This is a genomic window from Zunongwangia sp. (genome assembly GCF_048269745.1).
GTDB lineage: Bacteria > Bacteroidota > Bacteroidia > Flavobacteriales > Flavobacteriaceae > Zunongwangia.
Genome location: NZ_JBLXIB010000002.1, coordinates 33,890 through 50,518 on the forward strand (window position 1 = coordinate 33,890; position 16,629 = coordinate 50,518).

Consider the following 16,629-nt stretch of genomic DNA (forward strand, 5'->3'; position numbering starts at 1 on the left):
ACCTTTAAATTTTTACACTAAATACTTACTTTTGCCTCCTTAACAAAAACAACACAATGAGCAATTTAAAGCAGGCCAAATCTGCATTAATATCCGTATTTAATAAAGAAGGCTTGGCGCCTATCGTAGAAAAACTTGATAAACTGGGAATTACTATTTATTCTACCGGTGGTACCGAAAAATTTATAAAAGAATTAGGGATAGCTGTTGTTCCTGTAGAAGATGTTACTTCTTACCCATCAATTTTAGGGGGGCGTGTTAAAACATTACATCCAAAAGTTTTTGGTGGAATTTTAAATCGACAAGATAACGAAGGTGATGTTAAGGAAATTGCTCAATACGAAATTCCACAAATCGATATTGTAATTGTGGACCTTTATCCGTTTGAAAAAACAGTAGCTTCAGGCGCTTCTGAAGAAGATATTATCGAAAAAATTGATATTGGAGGAATTTCATTAATTCGTGCTGCTGCAAAAAATTTTAAAGATGTTCTTTGTGTTTCTTCAGTAAACGATTATGAGGAATTCTTGAACATATTAAATGAAGGGAATGGAGAAACAAGTTTAGCGCAACGTAAAAATTTTGCTGCTAAATCTTTCAATATTTCTTCTCATTACGATACCGCTATTTTTAACTATTTCAACAATTCAGAAGAAATTCCTGCTTTCAAACAAAGCATCCAACAAGGAAAATCTTTACGATATGGAGAAAATCCTCATCAAAAAGGTACATTTTTTGGAGATTTTGATGCAATATTTGATAAACTCCATGGAAAAGAGTTATCTTACAACAACCTATTAGATGTAGATGCTGCTGTGAATTTAATGAATGAGTTTAAAGGAGAAATACCAACTTTTGCTATTTTAAAGCATAACAATGCATGTGGATTAGCTCAACGTGATACAATTCATCAAGCCTATGTAGATGCTTTAGCTGGAGATCCGGTTTCTGCTTTTGGTGGAATTTTAATTTCAAATACAGAAATTGATAAAGCTACTGCTGAAGAAATTCATAACTTATTCTGTGAAGTAGTAATAGCTCCTTCTTATTCAGAAGAGGCATTAACTATTTTAAAAGCAAAGAAAAATCGTATTATTTTAATTCAAAAAGAAACTGAACTTTCAGAAAAACAAGTGCGTACTTGTTTAAACGGAGTTTTAGTGCAGGATAAAGACAATAAAACAGATGTTTTAGGCGATTTGTCATATGCAACCAATAATAAACCAACAGAACAAGAAATTGAAGATTTATTGTTTGCTTCTAAAATTTGTAAACACACTAAATCGAATACAATAGTTTTTGCGAAAAACAAACAACTTTATGCTAGCGGAACCGGACAAACATCTCGTGTAGACGCTTTAAAACATAGTATTGAAAAGGCTAGTTCTTTTAAATTTGACCTTAAAGGAGCTGTTATGGCAAGTGATGCTTTTTTCCCATTTCCAGATTGTGTTGAAATTGCAGGAAATGTTGGAATAACAGCTGTTATACAACCAGGCGGTTCTATAAAAGATCAATTGAGTATTGACTATTGCAACGAAAATAATATTGCAATGGTAATGACAGGAACTCGCCACTTTAAACATTAATAAAGTACTTTTACCAATATAAAATAACGTATGGGATTTTTTGATTTTCTCATTGAAGAAATAGCGATAGATTTAGGGACTGCCAACACCCTTATTATTCATAATGATAAAGTAGTGGTAGACAGCCCTTCGATAGTAGCCCGAGACCGAACTTCCGGAAAAATTACCGCAGTCGGAAAACAGGCTGCCATGATGCAGGGGAAAACACATGAGAATATCAAAACAATTCGACCATTGAAAGATGGTGTGATTGCTGATTTTGATGCTAGTGAGCAAATGCTTACCCGCTTTATTAAAGAAATACCAGCATTGAAGCGAAAAATGTTCCAGCCACATTTGCGGATGGTTATTTGTATTCCTTCTGGTATTACCGAAGTAGAAATGCGAGCAGTAAAAGAAAGTGCTGAGCGTGTGAATGGTAAAGAAGTATATCTAATCCATGAACCAATGGCAGCTGCCATTGGTATTGGAGTAGATATTATGCAACCAAAAGGAAACATGATTGTTGATATAGGTGGTGGTACTACAGAAATTGCAGTAATCGCTCTTGGTGGAATTGTTTGTGATAAATCCATTAAAATTGCCGGAGATGTATTCACTAATGATATTGTGTATTACATGCGTACACAGCATAACTTATATGTAGGTGAACGCACCGCTGAAAAAATAAAAATTCAAATTGGTGCTGCTACTGAAGATTTAGAAGTTCCACCAGAAGAAATGAGTGTACAAGGACGTGATTTATTAACAGGAAAGCCAAAACAGGTTAATATTTCTTATCGTGAAATTGCCAAAGCTTTAGATAAGTCTATACTTCGTATTGAAGATGCGGTTATGGAAACTTTATCGCAAACACCTCCGGAATTAGCAGCAGATATTTACAACACTGGAATTTATTTAGCAGGTGGAGGATCTATGCTAAGAGGCCTCGATAAAAGACTTTCACAAAAAACTGATTTACCAGTTTACATTGCAGAAGATCCTTTAAGAGCAGTTGTAAGAGGTACTGGGATTACTTTAAAAACTTTAAACCGTTATAAAGGTATTTTGATTAAGTAAGCAGGAGAACCAGAATTTATGCAGCAAATTTTTAATTTTTTAATTCGGAACAAAAACAACATTCTGTTCTTAGTATTGCTGGCACTTTCTATTTTCTTTACTATTCAAACACATTCTTTTCATAAAAGTAAGTTTATAAGTTCTGCAAATTCATTGACAGGGGGAATCTATAGTTGGAATAATACAATTCAAAATTATTTTTATCTAGAAGACTATAATCAGAGGCTTATTCAAGAAAATAAGAATTTACGGAATATAGTTCAAAAACTACGAAAAGAAGATAGTATACCTACTATAAAAGACACTACATATAAAACGGCTTATACTTTTAGAGCAGCCAACGTTATTAATAATAACTTCGCTAAACGTGATAATTACCTCACTATTGACCAAGGTGAGAACGATAGTATTTTTCCTGAAAATGGGGTTATTTCAAGTAGAGGTATTATAGGTATTGTAGACAGAGTAAATGGAAATTATTCTAGAATTATTTCCATTTTAAATTCTCAATCTAAAATTAATGCCCAACTAAAAAAAACAAATCATTTTGGAAGTTTAATTTGGGATGGGAAAGACCCAAATATTGTTCAGTTGATAGATGTTCCCCGGCAAGCGCCTGTTAAAAAAGGAGACACTATTATTACAGGTGGTAAAAGTTTAATTTTCCCTAAAGGAATACCTATAGGAAAAATTAAAGATTTTGCATTAGATAATACCGAAAGTTATTATACTATTAATATCGATTTATTTAATGATATGACCAACATTGGTTATGTATATGTAATCGAAAATAAAGATAAAGTAGATATTTTGTCTTTAGAAGATAAGAATAAAAATGAATAGCAATATTACATCTAATATTCTACGTTTTATAATCCTAATTTTGATTCAGGTTTTGATTCTAAACAACATCAATTTTTTAGGATACATAAACCCATATCTATATATTTTATTTTTATTATTATACCCATTTAATGCTAATCGAAGTCTATTTCTATTTTTAGCATTTGCTTTAGGCTTATCAATAGATATTTTTGAAGATAGTGGAGGTATACATGCTGCCGCTTGCTTGGTTGCTGCTTTTGTACGACCAAATTTATTACGCTTTTCATTCGGTATTAGTTATGACCATCAAACCTTACGGCTATCCTCTACTCCTATTGGCACAAGAATAAGTTATGTGGTTTTAATGGTACTCATCCATCATACTGTATTATTCTCTTTAGAAATGTTCAGTTTTAGCCATTTATTAATTATTGGAAAAAAAATATTATTTTCTAGTATTTTCACTGTTATTGTTGTATTTCTAACAATGGCCCTTTTCAGTAAAAAATATAGATGAGAAAGTTTTTATTATATATTATTATTTTAACTACCGGGATTGTCTTTGTTGCCAGGTTATTATATTTGCAAGTTATTGACGATAGTTTCACAATACGTTCTCAAGATAATGCCATTAAAGTAACATACGATTATCCCCAACGTGGATATATCTACGATAGAGATGGAAAGCTTTTAGTCTCCAATCAGCCCTCTTACGATGTAATGGTTATTCCTAGAAACTTAAAACCTTTTGATACTACAGAGCTCTGTAATATTATTAGTTTAGAACGTAAAGAACTGGAAAAGCGATTAGATAGAGCTAAAATTTATTCCCCTTTCTTACCATCGGTTATAGTACCTCAGCTTACTAAAAGTGAATATGCATACCTTCAAGAAAAAATGCGAAACTATGATGGTTTTTATATTCAGAAAAGATCTTTGCGAGATTATCATACAAAGCATGGAGCGAATGTATTAGGCTTTATTGCTGAAGTTAGCCCCTCTATTGTAAAAGATAATCCTTATTATTCTTCCGGTGACCTTATTGGAAGAAAAGGAGTTGAAAGTGTTTACGAAGACACCTTAAGAGGAACTAAGGGGGTGAAATATATTCAAAAAGATAAATTGAATAGAGATATTGGTCCCTACAAAGATGGAATTTACGATACGTTACCGGAAAAAGGTAAAGATGTAAAAATTTCAATTAGTGATGAACTGCAAAGTTATGGAGAAAAACTAATGAAAAATAAGCGAGGAGGTATCGTTGCCATAGAACCTGCTACTGGGGAAATTCTTAGTTTAGTGACTGCTCCAAGTTATGATCCTTCAGATTTAGTGGGGCGTAAAAGATCCAGAAATTTTAGCAAAATGTGGTTAGACACAATTGCTAGACCCTTATACGATAGAGGATTACTCGCACAATATCCTCCTGGTTCTCCTTTTAAAACACTAAATGCTTTAATTGCATTACAAGAAGGAGTTGTCGATACTTCTGATAAATTTTCCTGTCACAATGGATATGTTTATGGTAGAGGTAGAAAAATGGGCTGCCATTCACATTCTAGTCCTGTTTCAATGATACCTGGAATCGCTACTTCGTGTAATTCTTATTTTGCACAAGTATATCGTAAAATAATTGAAAAATACCCTACTCCACAAGAAGGCATAGATACCTGGCGTAAACATGTAACAAGTTTTGGTCTTGGCAATTATTTGGGAAATGACCTAAGTACAGGGAGACCTGGAAAAATACCTACTTCAGAATATTATAACAAAATTTACGATTATCCAACCTATAAATGGTTTGCTACCGCTACCCTATCAAATGCTATTGGGCAAGGAGAAGTATTATTAACTCCCATTCAATTAGCTAACATGACGGCAGCAATAGCTAATAAAGGTTGGTATTACACCCCACATATGATTAAGGAAATAGATGGAAAACCTGTTCAAGATAAGCGTTTTACTGAAAAGAAACATACCACTATAGATCCTAAAAATTTTGGTCCAGTTATAGAAGGGATGCACCAAGTATATAAAAATGGTACCGCTAGATTTTTACAAGTAGATAGTATTGAAATTGCTGGAAAAACGGGTACCGCAGAAAATTTCACTAAAATAAATGGCAAAAGGACTCAATTAACCGATCATTCAATTTTTATTGCTTTTGCTCCTGTAGATAATCCTAAAATAGCCATTGCAGTATTTGTTGAAAATGGATATTGGGGAGGAAGATATGCCGGTAAAATTGCGAGTTTAATGATTGAAAAATATATTAAAGGACATATTACTAGAAACGATTTAGAAGATTGGATTTTATCGCATAGTTTAGAGGAGGAATACGCTAAACCTATCAGTGGAGAACCATTTTTAATTAATCAATAATGGGTAAAAATTCAGCAAGTTTCGATTGGGTAACTATTCTTATTTATTTATCATTAGTCTGTTTTGGCTGGGTAAATATATATTCGGCATCATTAGGTACTAGCACACCTGGTTCTTACCTTGATATGAGTGAACCTTATGGTAGACAAGCGTTGTTTATTGGATTAAGTGTTATTTTAATAATAGTAATTTTAGCTATAGAAGCTAAATTCTATCAACGTTTTTCCAGTATCATTTATATAATAGCACTCATTATGCTAGCTGGTCTGTTTGTTTTTGGAAAAACTATATCTGGCGCAACTTCTTGGTACGCTATTGGAACATTTAGATTTCAACCGTCGGAATTTGCAAAAATAGCTACAGCTTTAGCGCTAGCCAAATATGTAAGTGATATTGAAACAAATATTAAGTTGATTTCTCATCAATTTAAAGCCTTTGTAATTATTGCTCTCCCTGCTTTGCTTATCATTCCGCAACCAGATCCTGGTAGTGCCTTAGTTTATGCGGCCTTTTTCTTTCCTTTATATAGAGAAGGAATTTCAGGTTTATATTTTGTACTAGCTATTTCTGGTGCTCTAATATTTGTTGGAACACTGCTTTTTGGGCCTATTTGGGTGGCTGTTGCCGTTGTTTTAATGGGCTGCTTAAGCTTTTTTTTATTGAAAAAGAAAAAAAGACCAGGAATTCCGCTATTACTATTCATCATAGTAACATCAATAGGGCTATCATTCTCAGTTAACTATATTTTTAATAATATCTTTGAACAACGGCACCGAGACCGATTAAATCTTGTTTTAGGAAAAGAAGTTGATAGCCGAGGAATTGGTTATAACACTAACCAAAGTGAAATTGCTATAGGAAGCGGTGGATGGACCGGAAAAGGTTGGACAGAAGGCACCCAAACAAAAGGCCATTTTGTTCCTGAACAACATACCGACTATATTTTTAGTACTGTAGGGGAAGAATGGGGTTTTGCAGGTAGCTCTGCAGTAATAATATTATTCACTTGTTTACTTTTTAGATTAATTTTTCTTGCTGAAAGACAAAAATCTCAATTCAGTAGAATTTACGGGTATAGTGTAGCAGGTATTATATTTATTCATTTTATGGTAAATATTGGGATGGTTTTGGGTATTTTCCCTACTGTAGGTATCCCTTTACCACTATTTAGTTATGGTGGCTCCGGATTATGGGGATTCACCATATTACTATTCATTTTTATTAAACTCGATTCTGAACGCTTATCATTTTAATCGATTATAAGTTATAATGATGCCTCAACTAATGGGCACATTTATCGAAAATAAGTAATAAAGCGGCTACTAATAAAATAAGAAAAGGGTATATGATTTTTCGTTTCATTGTATTTAGAATAATAAACAAACGCCTTTGGTCTTCAACCAGAGGCGTTTGTAGTATATTAAAATTGATTTCTTAATTCTTTATTTTTGAATTTACTGTTGCTCTCTCATTAGTAATATCATTTAAAACATTAACAGCTTCTTCTACATAAACGTCTCTAGTTAAATCTTTATGCCATCTTTCTCTCTTTTGTTGTAATGTAGAGTCTGATTTGAATAGTTCCTTTTCGTAAGGTAAAGATGTGAAAGTTAAGTTTGTTTTGTAATTTTTAAGCGTATCGTATTGCTTAAGTACTTCTTTGTTTTTAGTAGCATCTGCAGCATAATCATCATAATTCAAAGAATATAGATCATCTTCTGTCTGATCTTTAATCCATTTTGCATTCTTCTGAATTAATTTAATTTGCTCACTATTATTCATTCGTTTACGGCTATTAACAATTGCCTTTTTATAATCAAAATCACCCTTCCAAACTTTATAATCTGCAGGATCTATTTTATCCCATGGTAATGGATTTTCTTGATCTTTTTCTCCTACATCTACAAAGCTATAACGATCCGGAACAACCACATCACTTTTAACACCTTCTAATTGTGTAGATCCTCCGTTAATTCTATAAAATTTTTGGGTTGTAATTTTTAAAGCGCCCATATCTCCATAGTCACTATTACGCAACCAACGGTTTAAATCTATTACATTTTGGACAGTCCCTTTACCATAAGTTTGTTCACTACCAATAATAACAGCTCTATGATAATCTTGCATTGCAGCTGCTAAAATTTCTGAAGCAGATGCAGAAAGCTCGTTTACTAAAATTACAAGAGGTCCATCCCAAACAACTTCGGAATCGGTATCTTTTAAAACTTCTTTCTTTTCGTTATTAGATTTTACTTGAACAACTGGTCCTTTTTTGATAAATAATCCAGCAATATCTACAACAGTTTTTAAAGATCCTCCTCCATTGTTTCTTAAGTCTATAACAAGACCTTCCATTCCTTGTTTTTTTAGAGCTTCTATATCTTTACGCATATCGGTTGCCGCATTTCTACTATCGTAATCTTCCATATCGAAATAGAATTTAGGCAAATTAATAATACCGTATTTATTACCTTCTTTATTAATCATTGAAGCTTTAGCATATGTTTCTTCTATTTCAACAATATCTCTAGTTAACGTAACCTTCTCGATATTACCTAATAATTTTTTACGAAGTGTTAATGTTACCTTCGATCCTTTAGGGCCTTTTATTAAATCTACAGCATCATCTAAACGCATTCCAACTATATTCACCGGCTCATCTTCATCTTCTTGCTTTACTTTAAGAATAACATCTCCTTCATCAATCTGATCGCTTCTCCAAGCTGGTCCTCCGGAGATAACATTCACTATTGTTACATTATCCTGCTTTTTTTGTAAACGCGCGCCAATTCCTTCGATTTTACCAGACATTGCTATATCAAATCGATCTTTATCACGTGGTGCAAAGTAATAGGTATGCGGATCGAATTCCTCTACAATTGAATTAATATATATCGAAAAATAATCTTTACGCTCTAAGTCGTTTGTTAAGTCAAAATACTCATCTAGACTATTTCTCGTAGCTTCTTTTGCTTCTTTTTCCAACTCTTCATCAGACTTCATAGTATAGCTATCATCCTCTTCCTTCTTACTTTTTTCGCCTTGTTTCTTATCGTAAAAATTAATAAGTACTGAAAATTTAAGCTGTTTTCTCCATCTTTCTTTTAATTCCTTCTTAGAAGAAACATACTTCTCCTCATCGGTATTAGTATTAATCTCTTCCTTTTTAGAAAAATCAAATGGTTTGCTTAATATTTCAGGGTATACAGTCTTCGCTTCCTCCATTCTTTCCGTTAGTCTATTATAAACTAAATCGAAAAAATCTAAATCCTTATTATTAATTTGATCATCCACTTGTTTTTTATACTTCGAAAATTCTTCTATATCTTTTTTGTAAAAGAATCGTTTAGATGGATCTAAACCATCTATAAAATGATTATAAACCTTTACTGAAAATTCATCGTCTATAGTTTTAGCATCATAATGGCCTTGTTTTAAAACATAGGTAATTAGATCTATAAGGAGTTTGTCTTTGTCAGGATCATCAAAGTTTTTAGTAGTAAAACTGCATGAGGTTGCTGCCATTAACACGGCAAGCACTAGGATTTTAAAATTCCTTTTCATGTATTGCATAAATTTTCTTCGTTAATTACTAATGAAAGTACATTAAAAACTGTGCCATATAAAGAAATGGCAACTAATAATTTGTTAAACTACTAAATTACAGTTTCCGTTTGAAATTACTAATTTAGCAACAATTAAATTTTAGCTATGAATAAGAATAAACCCCTAATATTAGTTACTAACGATGATGGTATTACTGCACCAGGAATACGAGCATTAATTGAGGTTATGAAAGAAATAGGCGATGTTGTTGTAGTTGCACCAGACAGCCCGCAAAGTGGAATGGGACATGCAATTACAATTAGCGACACGCTATTTTGCGATAAAATAACACTAAAAGAAGATGATAATCATAAAGAGTACAGTTGCTCAGGTACTCCGGCAGACTGTGTTAAAATTGGAACTCAAGAAATTTTAAACCGAAAACCCGATTTATGCGTTAGCGGAATTAACCACGGCTCTAATTCTTCTATAAACGTTATATACTCTGGTACTATGAGTGCTGCGGTTGAAGCTGGTGTAGAAGGCATTCCAGCAATTGGCTTTTCTTTATTGGATTATTCGTTAAACGCCGATTTCTCTCCGTGTAAAAAATATGTAAAATCGATTACTCAGGAAGTTTTAAAAAATGGACTTCCAAAAGGAGTGGTATTAAATGTTAACTTTCCTAAATTAGAAGCATCTAAAATAAAAGGAACAAAAATTTGTAAACAAGCTGATGCACATTGGGAAGAAGAGTTCGATAAAAGAACAAATCCACAAGGGCGCGACTATTATTGGCTTACCGGTAATTTCATAAATAATGATACTAGTGAAAAAACTGATGAATGGGCATTAGCCAATGGTTTTGTTTCGATAGTTCCAGTACAGTTTGACCTAACGGCACATCACTTTTTAAAAGATCTTAATTCTTGGGATTTAAATGAATAAATCGAATCTATTTATTGGTTTTTTAGTAGGCATTGCCTTCACAATAGGCGGTGTTCTACTATTCACCAGTATTTTTTCCGATTACAGTTTTGAAAAAAGTATTCAGAATTCCCTTGTTAATGATTATTTTGGTAAATTAATTGCTATTGGAGCTATTCTTAATTTTTTTCCTTTCTTTTTATACCTTCGAAAAAAACAGATTTATCACGCTCGAGGCATTTTACTTGCCTGTTTAGTAATAGCCATTTTTATCGCTATAATTAAGGTGATATATAATTAAAATTTAATAAAATTGAAATATTATTTAATTGCAGGAGAGGCTTCTGGAGATTTACATGGTGCTAATTTAATGCATGCTCTAAAAAAAGTAGATACTGATGCTGAATTTCGATTTTGGGGTGGTGATGCCATGCAAGCAGAAGGAGGCTCTTTAGTTAAACACTATAAAGAACGTTCCTTTATGGGTTTTGCTGAAGTTGTTTTAAACATCAGCAAAATTTTTAAAGATATATCTCTTTGCAAAAAAGATATTGAAGCATACCAACCCGATGCGCTTATTTTTATAGATAATTCAGGTTTTAATTTACGAATTGCTAAATGGGCAAAAGAAAAAGGTTTTTATACGAATTATTATATCTCTCCACAAGTATGGGCATCTAGAGCTAAGAGAGTACAAGCCATTAAGCGAGATATCGATGCCATGTATGTTATTCTTCCTTTTGTAGAAGATTTTTATAAAGATTTTGATTATGAAGTGAATTTTGTAGGTCACCCCCTACTCGATGCAATTCATAAATATGAGCATTTAGATTTAAAAACACTTCAGGAAGAATATAATTTGGACGATCGTCCTATTATTGCTTTATTACCTGGAAGCAGAAAACAAGAAATCTCAAAAATGCTTAGCGTAATGCTTAGTGTTACAAATACTTTTAAAGATTATCAGTTTATAATCGCTGGAGCTCCTAGCCAAGATAAAGAATTTTACGAGCCTTATTTAAAAAAATCGAACATTCATTTAATTATGAATCGTACTTACGATATTTTAACCCATGCTCATGCTGCACTAGTAACTTCGGGAACAGCAACTTTAGAAACAGCACTTTTTAACGTACCTGAAATTGTTTGTTATAAAGGGAATTTTATTTCGTACCATATCGCTAAACGGATTATTAAATTAAACTATATCTCATTAGTCAATTTAATTATGAATCGTGAAGTTGTAAAAGAACTAATTCAAAATGAATTAGATACTGAAAATCTTACAACTGAACTTCATAAAATATTAGAAACCGAGCAGCGAGATAAAATGCTAAACGATTATGAAGTTTTAGAACGAAAGTTAGGAGGAGTTGGTGCGAGCTTAAAAGCAGCAAAACTAATTGTAGCAAATACAAAGAAGAAAAAGCAATAATAAATATGAAGTATTCTTTGAAAAATAATTTCTCTTTTTCAGTAGTACTCCTATTTATTTGTGTGTTATTATTAAGTTCTTGTGGAACTTCAAAACCAAAAGTAATTACCTCAAAAGACGATGCTTTAAAACAACAGCCCCATTTTGATAAGGAAATATCCTCTTCTACTACAAAACCTATAGGCGTTCCAAATAAGAACAGAAAAATCGCAAAAATTATAAAGAAAGCGCAAAAATTTGAAGGTACTAAATATAAATATGGCGGTACCAGCAAGCGAGGTATGGATTGTTCTGGATTAGTGTTTGTTGCATTTACTGAAAATAATATTCCATTTCCCAGAACCTCAAGAGCCATGTCGCTGCAAGGAAAACGAATTTATTTAAAAGAAGTAACTAAAGGCGACTTATTATTTTTTGGAACCAGCAAAAATAGGAAGGTAATTAACCATGTTGGTTTGGTAATTGAACATTCCGACGAAATTTATTTTATACATGCTACTACTTCTAGAGGAGTGATTGTAAGTACCTTATCTGAACGATATTGGGAAAATAATTTTGTAATGGCACGCAGATTTTTATAATCTTTATTTATTTTTATAACGCCCTACTCGCTAATTTTCAATTAGATGGGTTTTATAAACAGTAAAATTCTTATAATTTCTACACTTATAGTAAGTGGTATTCTACTTGCTAAATATGTTTCTATTCCTATACAATATTCACTTTTAATCCTTATTTTTTCAATTATATGCTTTCTGTATGGATGGTATAATTCAAATAGAAAACTCTATCCAACCTATTTATTTGGTTTTGCTACTTATTTTATATTCCTAATTTTCGGGTTCATTTTATACTCCATTCATAGCCCTAAAAATCAACCTTTTTACTATGCTAACAATAAGAGTAAGGCTAAACTTATTAAAATAGTTATTCAGGAGAGACTTAGAAGTACAGCTTATCAACAACGTTTTTTAGTACACGTTAACGAAACCATTAGCAAGGAAAAAGAGCAACTAAAGCATACAACTACTACAGGTAAATTATTAGTGTATATGCCTTTAAATAGGCTCTATGAAGTAGGAAACCAATATTATATTCCTGCTAAATATAAAAGCATCTCTGCTCCTATAAACCCATATCAATTTAATTACCGAAATTATTTAGAAAATCAAGGTGTTTTATACCAGACGCAACTATCAGAAAAGGAGATCCTACCTACTACTTGGCAGAGTAAAAAAAGGCTAATCCCTTTACTAAAAAGAAAAGTAGGCCAAATTTTAAACAAACTGAATCTTAAAAAGCCGGAATCAGGCATATTACAAGCCTTGATAATTGGCGATAGAACTGAGATAAACCAGAAATTATATCAAAACTATGCTAGTGCAGGCGCTATCCATATTCTTGCTGTTTCTGGTTTACATGTAGGTATTTTGCTTCTTTTTATCCGTTTTATTTTAAAACCTTTACGCTATCTAAAGTTTGGTAAAGTAATTATTTTGCTGGCGAGTTTAATTGGAATTTGGTGTTTTGCATTAGTTACTGGTTTATCAGCATCTGTAGTAAGAGCTGCAACAATGTTTAGTTTTGTGGCCTTAGGTTTACATCTTAACCGAAAAACGTCTTTATTGAACAGTATTTTTTGTTCATTTTTAATCCTTATAATTTTTAATCCTTATTATATTTTCCAAGTTGGTTTTCAATTAAGCTATGCAGCAATTTTAAGTATTGCACTGTGGATGCCAAAATTTAAAAAAATCTGGTATCCTAAAAATAAGATTGTAAACTACTATTACCAATTAATAGCGGTTAGCATATGTGCACAATTGGGTGTATTTCCTTTAAGTATATATTACTTTCATCAATTCCCAGGATTGTTTTTACTAACTAATTTTATAGTACTTCAACTATTACCCATTGTCCTTATTGTAGGTTTTATGGTATTGTGTTTAGGATATTTTAATTGGTTCCCGAAACCTATAATTTATGCTTATCGAAATTTATTAGAATTCTTAAATGAAGTTATTCAATGGATAGCTAATCAAGAAGCTTATATCATTCGTAACATACACCTCTCTAGCATTTCTTGTATATTACTAAGCTTAGTTATTTTGTGTTTATTTTTTCTATTAAAAAGCAAGAAAGCTAAATCTCTTATAGTTTTTTTGGCTATTATTTTACTCTTCCAAATTAATCTCTTGTATGAAAAAGCAGGCTATTATAATAAGAAACTATTTATTCTGAATAAAGCACGTCAAACTGTAATTCTTCAAAAACAGGATCGAAATTTATCTATTTATACTTCGGCTGAAAAAAGGGATGTTGAAGATTGGAATTACTTGAATTCTTTTCAACTTGAGGAAGGTATTTTAAATACCGAAATTTTAAAAATAAACAACTTCTATAAATTTGAAGACTTGAAGATACAAGTTATAGATAGTACAGCAATTTTTAAATTTCCCAATTTTAAGCCTGACCTTATACTACTAAGCAATTCTCCTAAAGTAAATCTAGACCGTGTACTCTCAATTTTACAACCAAAATTAATTATAGCCGATGCCAGTAATTATAGTAGTTTAATTGACATGTGGGAACAAACTTGTAACCAGAAAAAAATCCCTTTTCACAATACACGCAAAAAGGGAGCTTTATTATTATCTAATATGGAGATTACAAAAAATAAAGTCTCTAAAAAGTAGATTCGAAATTTAGTTTATAATCCTCCCATGCTTTTTCTGAAGTTAACTTCTTATAATCATCTTTAGCGAAAACAGCTAAATATATTTCTATTTGTTCCGGAGTTTTATATCCTTTCAAAGGAGCTATTACCTCTCCATCTTCATTAAAGAAAACAATACTAGGGTATGCATTAATCTGCAAAGCACGAGCAAATTGGTGCGGACTATTACGCCCTTTTAGCTTTTCGTTATAACCCGGATTTGCATAGGTTTCATCTTTATAATTAATCTCTTCTTGACCTTCAGCATTAAACTTAACGGCATAAAAATGCTCATTAATATATTTTGCAACCCGAGGATCGCTAAACGTATTTTTATCTAACATTTTACAAGGTCCGCACCAAGTGGTATATGCATCCATTAAAATATTTTTGGGTTGTTTCTTTTGGGCTGCTAATGCTTCATTCATCGACATCCAATCAACCTTTTCTTGCTGAGCTTGAACAGAAACTCCACAAACTATTAAAATAAGTAATACTAACTTTTTCATAAATGTTATGTCCTTTTTCAATTTCTAAAAACAAAAAGCGTTCCTAAGTAGAAACGCTTTTTAATTTCATTATTTATAATTTAAATATTCTCTTCGATCTCGTAAGGAGCATTATCTTGCTCATCAGCAATTTCTCTTTCGTTATCTTCTGCTCCATGAGTCAGTCTCTTAAGCGGTTTTAAAAGCGCTATTACTAGTAACCCAAAAATTACTGTAAAAATAGTAATTCCTAAAAATATTGTTTTCTCACCAAGTTCTTCAGAGCCTTCTCCTAACAAACCGGCTACTTTATTTCCTAAGCCTGTAGCTGCAAAATAAACCCCCATCATTAAAGAAGCATAACGTAATGGTGCTAATTTGGTTATGAAAGAAAGTGCTACCGGAGAAGCACAAAGTTCGCCAATGGTATGGAATAAATAAGCAAATACTAACCAATACATAGCAGAACTTCCAACTGCTTCATATTGTAAAGATGCAAAAACCATAAATACAAAGCCAAGTCCCATAATTATAACTCCTACCCCCATTTTAAATAATGAAGAAGCTTCTTTTCCTTTTAATTTTCGTTTGGCCCAAAAACCAGCTACAATGGTGGCAAATATAATTATAAAGCCTGCGTTTAGCCCTTGGAACATTGCAGCAGGAATCTCATAACCGAATAAAAATCGATTTGTTTTTTCTTGGGTATAAATACTCATTAAACCTCCCGCTTGTTCAAACGCCCCCCAGAAAACAATAACGATTAAAAAGGAAAGCAATAATACCAAATATCGGTCTTTATTTACTTTCAATTCTAAATCTTTATAAATCATCATCATTAAAGCGGTAATAGCAGATAAAAAGATGAAAAGCAACCCGTAAGCCCAACCTAAAACAAACCAGCCATATACTGAAGCTATTAATAAAACCCCTGTTACTGCTAGTTGTAAAGGCGATTTAAATAAATCTTTATATAAATCCGGAATGGAGACTTCGTTTGAGGTATCTTCTTTTACATGATTCCCTACGTGAGTTAAGAATTTTTGTCCCCATACATATACTACCAATCCAATTAACATAGCAATACCTGCTAAGCCAAAACCATAATGCCATCCATATTCTTTAGCTACTAAACCTACTGATGTTGTTGCTAATAAAGAACCCAAGTTTATCCCTATATAAAAAATACTAAATCCTTTATCTCTTCTAATATCTCCTTGTTTATATAATCCACCTACCAATGTAGATACGTTTGGTTTTAAAAGACCAACTCCTAAAACGATAAGTCCTAAACCAGTATAAAAAGCCCAATCATATTCAAAAGCTAAAACACCGTGACCAAAACAAAGTAAAATTGCTCCGTATAAAACCGATTTTTTCTGCCCGATTAATTTATCGGCAATCATCCCTCCAGGAATCGACATTACATACACTAACATCGTGTACCAACCGTAAAGTGCTAGAGCTTCACCTGTACTCCATCCTAAACCGGGGTTAGCTTTTGTTGTTTCAGCAACCATATATAGAGTTAATATGGCTCTCATCCCGTAATAACTAAAACGTTCCCACATTTCAGTTAAAAACAAAATATAAAGACCTACCGGATGACCGAATAATTCTTTTTTATGAGCTTCTACAGCTTTCGAATTCATAGGATTAAAT

14 protein-coding genes are annotated in these 16,629 nt (G+C 32.3%); 11 read left to right on the forward strand and 3 right to left on the reverse strand.

The window, feature by feature from the left end:
• Positions 1–56 precede the first annotated feature (56 nt).
• Genes purH through rodA form a run of 6 tightly spaced genes read left to right on the forward strand, consistent with a single transcriptional unit; the run spans position 57 to position 7,108 of the window.
• On the forward strand, positions 57–1,589 hold the full coding sequence (purH, locus tag ACN0WI_RS02935; RefSeq protein WP_417885126.1) for a bifunctional phosphoribosylaminoimidazolecarboxamide formyltransferase/IMP cyclohydrolase: 1,533 nt from the start codon (positions 57–59) through the stop codon (positions 1,587–1,589).
• A gap of 30 nt (positions 1,590–1,619) precedes the next feature.
• Positions 1,620–2,648 (forward strand): rod shape-determining protein, encoded by a 1,029-nt coding sequence (locus tag ACN0WI_RS02940; RefSeq protein ID WP_417885127.1) that lies wholly within the window; start codon positions 1,620–1,622, stop codon positions 2,646–2,648.
• 18 nt (positions 2,649–2,666) lie between these two features.
• Positions 2,667–3,491: a rod shape-determining protein MreC gene (mreC, locus tag ACN0WI_RS02945; protein WP_417885128.1), complete on the forward strand. Its 825-nt coding sequence runs from the start codon at positions 2,667–2,669 to the stop codon at positions 3,489–3,491.
• Complete coding sequence (locus ACN0WI_RS02950; protein ID WP_417885129.1) at positions 3,484–3,990, forward strand: rod shape-determining protein MreD; 507 nt, start codon at positions 3,484–3,486, stop codon at positions 3,988–3,990. The genes mreC and ACN0WI_RS02950 overlap by 8 nt, the downstream gene beginning before the upstream one ends.
• Positions 3,987–5,855: a penicillin-binding protein 2 gene (gene mrdA, locus ACN0WI_RS02955; protein WP_417885130.1), complete on the forward strand. Its 1,869-nt coding sequence runs from the start codon at positions 3,987–3,989 to the stop codon at positions 5,853–5,855. The genes ACN0WI_RS02950 and mrdA overlap by 4 nt, the downstream gene beginning before the upstream one ends.
• Positions 5,855–7,108 (forward strand): rod shape-determining protein RodA, encoded by a 1,254-nt coding sequence (rodA, locus tag ACN0WI_RS02960; protein ID WP_417885131.1) that lies wholly within the window; start codon positions 5,855–5,857, stop codon positions 7,106–7,108. The genes mrdA and rodA overlap by 1 nt, the downstream gene beginning before the upstream one ends.
• Before the next feature lie 181 nt (positions 7,109–7,289).
• Here rodA and ACN0WI_RS02965 read toward each other — a convergent pair whose 3' ends face one another.
• Positions 7,290–9,419 (reverse strand): carboxy terminal-processing peptidase, encoded by a 2,130-nt coding sequence (locus ACN0WI_RS02965; RefSeq protein WP_417885132.1) that lies wholly within the window; start codon positions 9,417–9,419, stop codon positions 7,290–7,292.
• Positions 9,420–9,566: 147 nt separating this feature from the next.
• Between ACN0WI_RS02965 and surE the strand changes: the two genes are divergently transcribed.
• From surE to ACN0WI_RS02990, 5 genes are read left to right on the forward strand one after another with little or no spacing between them, the layout of a single operon-like run.
• Positions 9,567–10,349, forward strand: a complete 783-nt coding sequence (gene surE, locus ACN0WI_RS02970; RefSeq protein WP_417885133.1) for a 5'/3'-nucleotidase SurE — start codon at positions 9,567–9,569, stop codon at positions 10,347–10,349.
• Positions 10,342–10,629: a hypothetical protein gene (locus ACN0WI_RS02975; RefSeq protein WP_417885134.1), complete on the forward strand. Its 288-nt coding sequence runs from the start codon at positions 10,342–10,344 to the stop codon at positions 10,627–10,629. Before surE ends, ACN0WI_RS02975 begins: the two co-directional genes overlap by 8 nt.
• Before the next feature lie 12 nt (positions 10,630–10,641).
• On the forward strand, positions 10,642–11,763 hold the full coding sequence (gene lpxB / locus ACN0WI_RS02980; RefSeq protein WP_417885135.1) for a lipid-A-disaccharide synthase: 1,122 nt from the start codon (positions 10,642–10,644) through the stop codon (positions 11,761–11,763).
• Positions 11,764–11,768: 5 nt separating this feature from the next.
• Positions 11,769–12,344, forward strand: coding sequence for a C40 family peptidase (locus ACN0WI_RS02985; protein ID WP_417885136.1), 576 nt, complete (start codon positions 11,769–11,771; stop codon positions 12,342–12,344).
• Positions 12,345–12,389: 45 nt separating this feature from the next.
• Positions 12,390–14,459 carry a ComEC/Rec2 family competence protein gene (locus ACN0WI_RS02990; protein WP_417885137.1) on the forward strand — a complete coding sequence of 690 codons (2,070 nt, stop codon included), beginning with the start codon at positions 12,390–12,392 and terminating at the stop codon, positions 14,457–14,459.
• On the opposite strand, the gene ACN0WI_RS02995 is transcribed toward ACN0WI_RS02990, so the two are convergent.
• Both ACN0WI_RS02995 and ACN0WI_RS03000 read right to left on the reverse strand, forming a co-directional pair.
• Complete coding sequence (locus ACN0WI_RS02995; RefSeq protein WP_417885138.1) at positions 14,449–14,988, reverse strand: thioredoxin family protein; 540 nt, start codon at positions 14,986–14,988, stop codon at positions 14,449–14,451. The two genes, ACN0WI_RS02990 and ACN0WI_RS02995, sit on opposite strands and share 11 nt — an antisense overlap.
• Before the next feature lie 80 nt (positions 14,989–15,068).
• Positions 15,069–16,619, reverse strand: a complete 1,551-nt coding sequence (locus ACN0WI_RS03000) for a peptide MFS transporter (protein WP_417885139.1) — start codon at positions 16,617–16,619, stop codon at positions 15,069–15,071.
• Between the last annotated feature and the right edge of the window lie 10 nt (positions 16,620–16,629).

Excerpts from the sequence above, each read along its gene's own strand:
- purH (WP_417885126.1), top strand. The coding sequence starts at position 57 with ATGAGCAATTTAAAGCAGGCCAAATCTGCATTAATATCCGTATTTAAT.
- ACN0WI_RS02995 (WP_417885138.1), bottom strand. The coding sequence starts at position 14,988 with ATGAAAAAGTTAGTATTACTTATTTTAATAGTTTGTGGAGTTTCTGTT.
- ACN0WI_RS02950 (WP_417885129.1), top strand. The coding sequence starts at position 3,484 with ATGAATAGCAATATTACATCTAATATTCTACGTTTTATAATCCTAATT.
- rodA (WP_417885131.1), top strand. The coding sequence starts at position 5,855 with ATGGGTAAAAATTCAGCAAGTTTCGATTGGGTAACTATTCTTATTTAT.
- ACN0WI_RS02965 (WP_417885132.1), bottom strand. The coding sequence starts at position 9,419 with ATGAAAAGGAATTTTAAAATCCTAGTGCTTGCCGTGTTAATGGCAGCA.
- mrdA (WP_417885130.1), top strand. The coding sequence starts at position 3,987 with ATGAGAAAGTTTTTATTATATATTATTATTTTAACTACCGGGATTGTC.
- ACN0WI_RS02975 (WP_417885134.1), top strand. The coding sequence starts at position 10,342 with ATGAATAAATCGAATCTATTTATTGGTTTTTTAGTAGGCATTGCCTTC.
- surE (WP_417885133.1), top strand. The coding sequence starts at position 9,567 with ATGAATAAGAATAAACCCCTAATATTAGTTACTAACGATGATGGTATT.
- mreC (WP_417885128.1), top strand. The coding sequence starts at position 2,667 with ATGCAGCAAATTTTTAATTTTTTAATTCGGAACAAAAACAACATTCTG.
- ACN0WI_RS02990 (WP_417885137.1), top strand. The coding sequence starts at position 12,390 with ATGGGTTTTATAAACAGTAAAATTCTTATAATTTCTACACTTATAGTA.
- ACN0WI_RS03000 (WP_417885139.1), bottom strand. The coding sequence starts at position 16,619 with ATGAATTCGAAAGCTGTAGAAGCTCATAAAAAAGAATTATTCGGTCAT.
- ACN0WI_RS02985 (WP_417885136.1), top strand. The coding sequence starts at position 11,769 with ATGAAGTATTCTTTGAAAAATAATTTCTCTTTTTCAGTAGTACTCCTA.
- ACN0WI_RS02940 (WP_417885127.1), top strand. The coding sequence starts at position 1,620 with ATGGGATTTTTTGATTTTCTCATTGAAGAAATAGCGATAGATTTAGGG.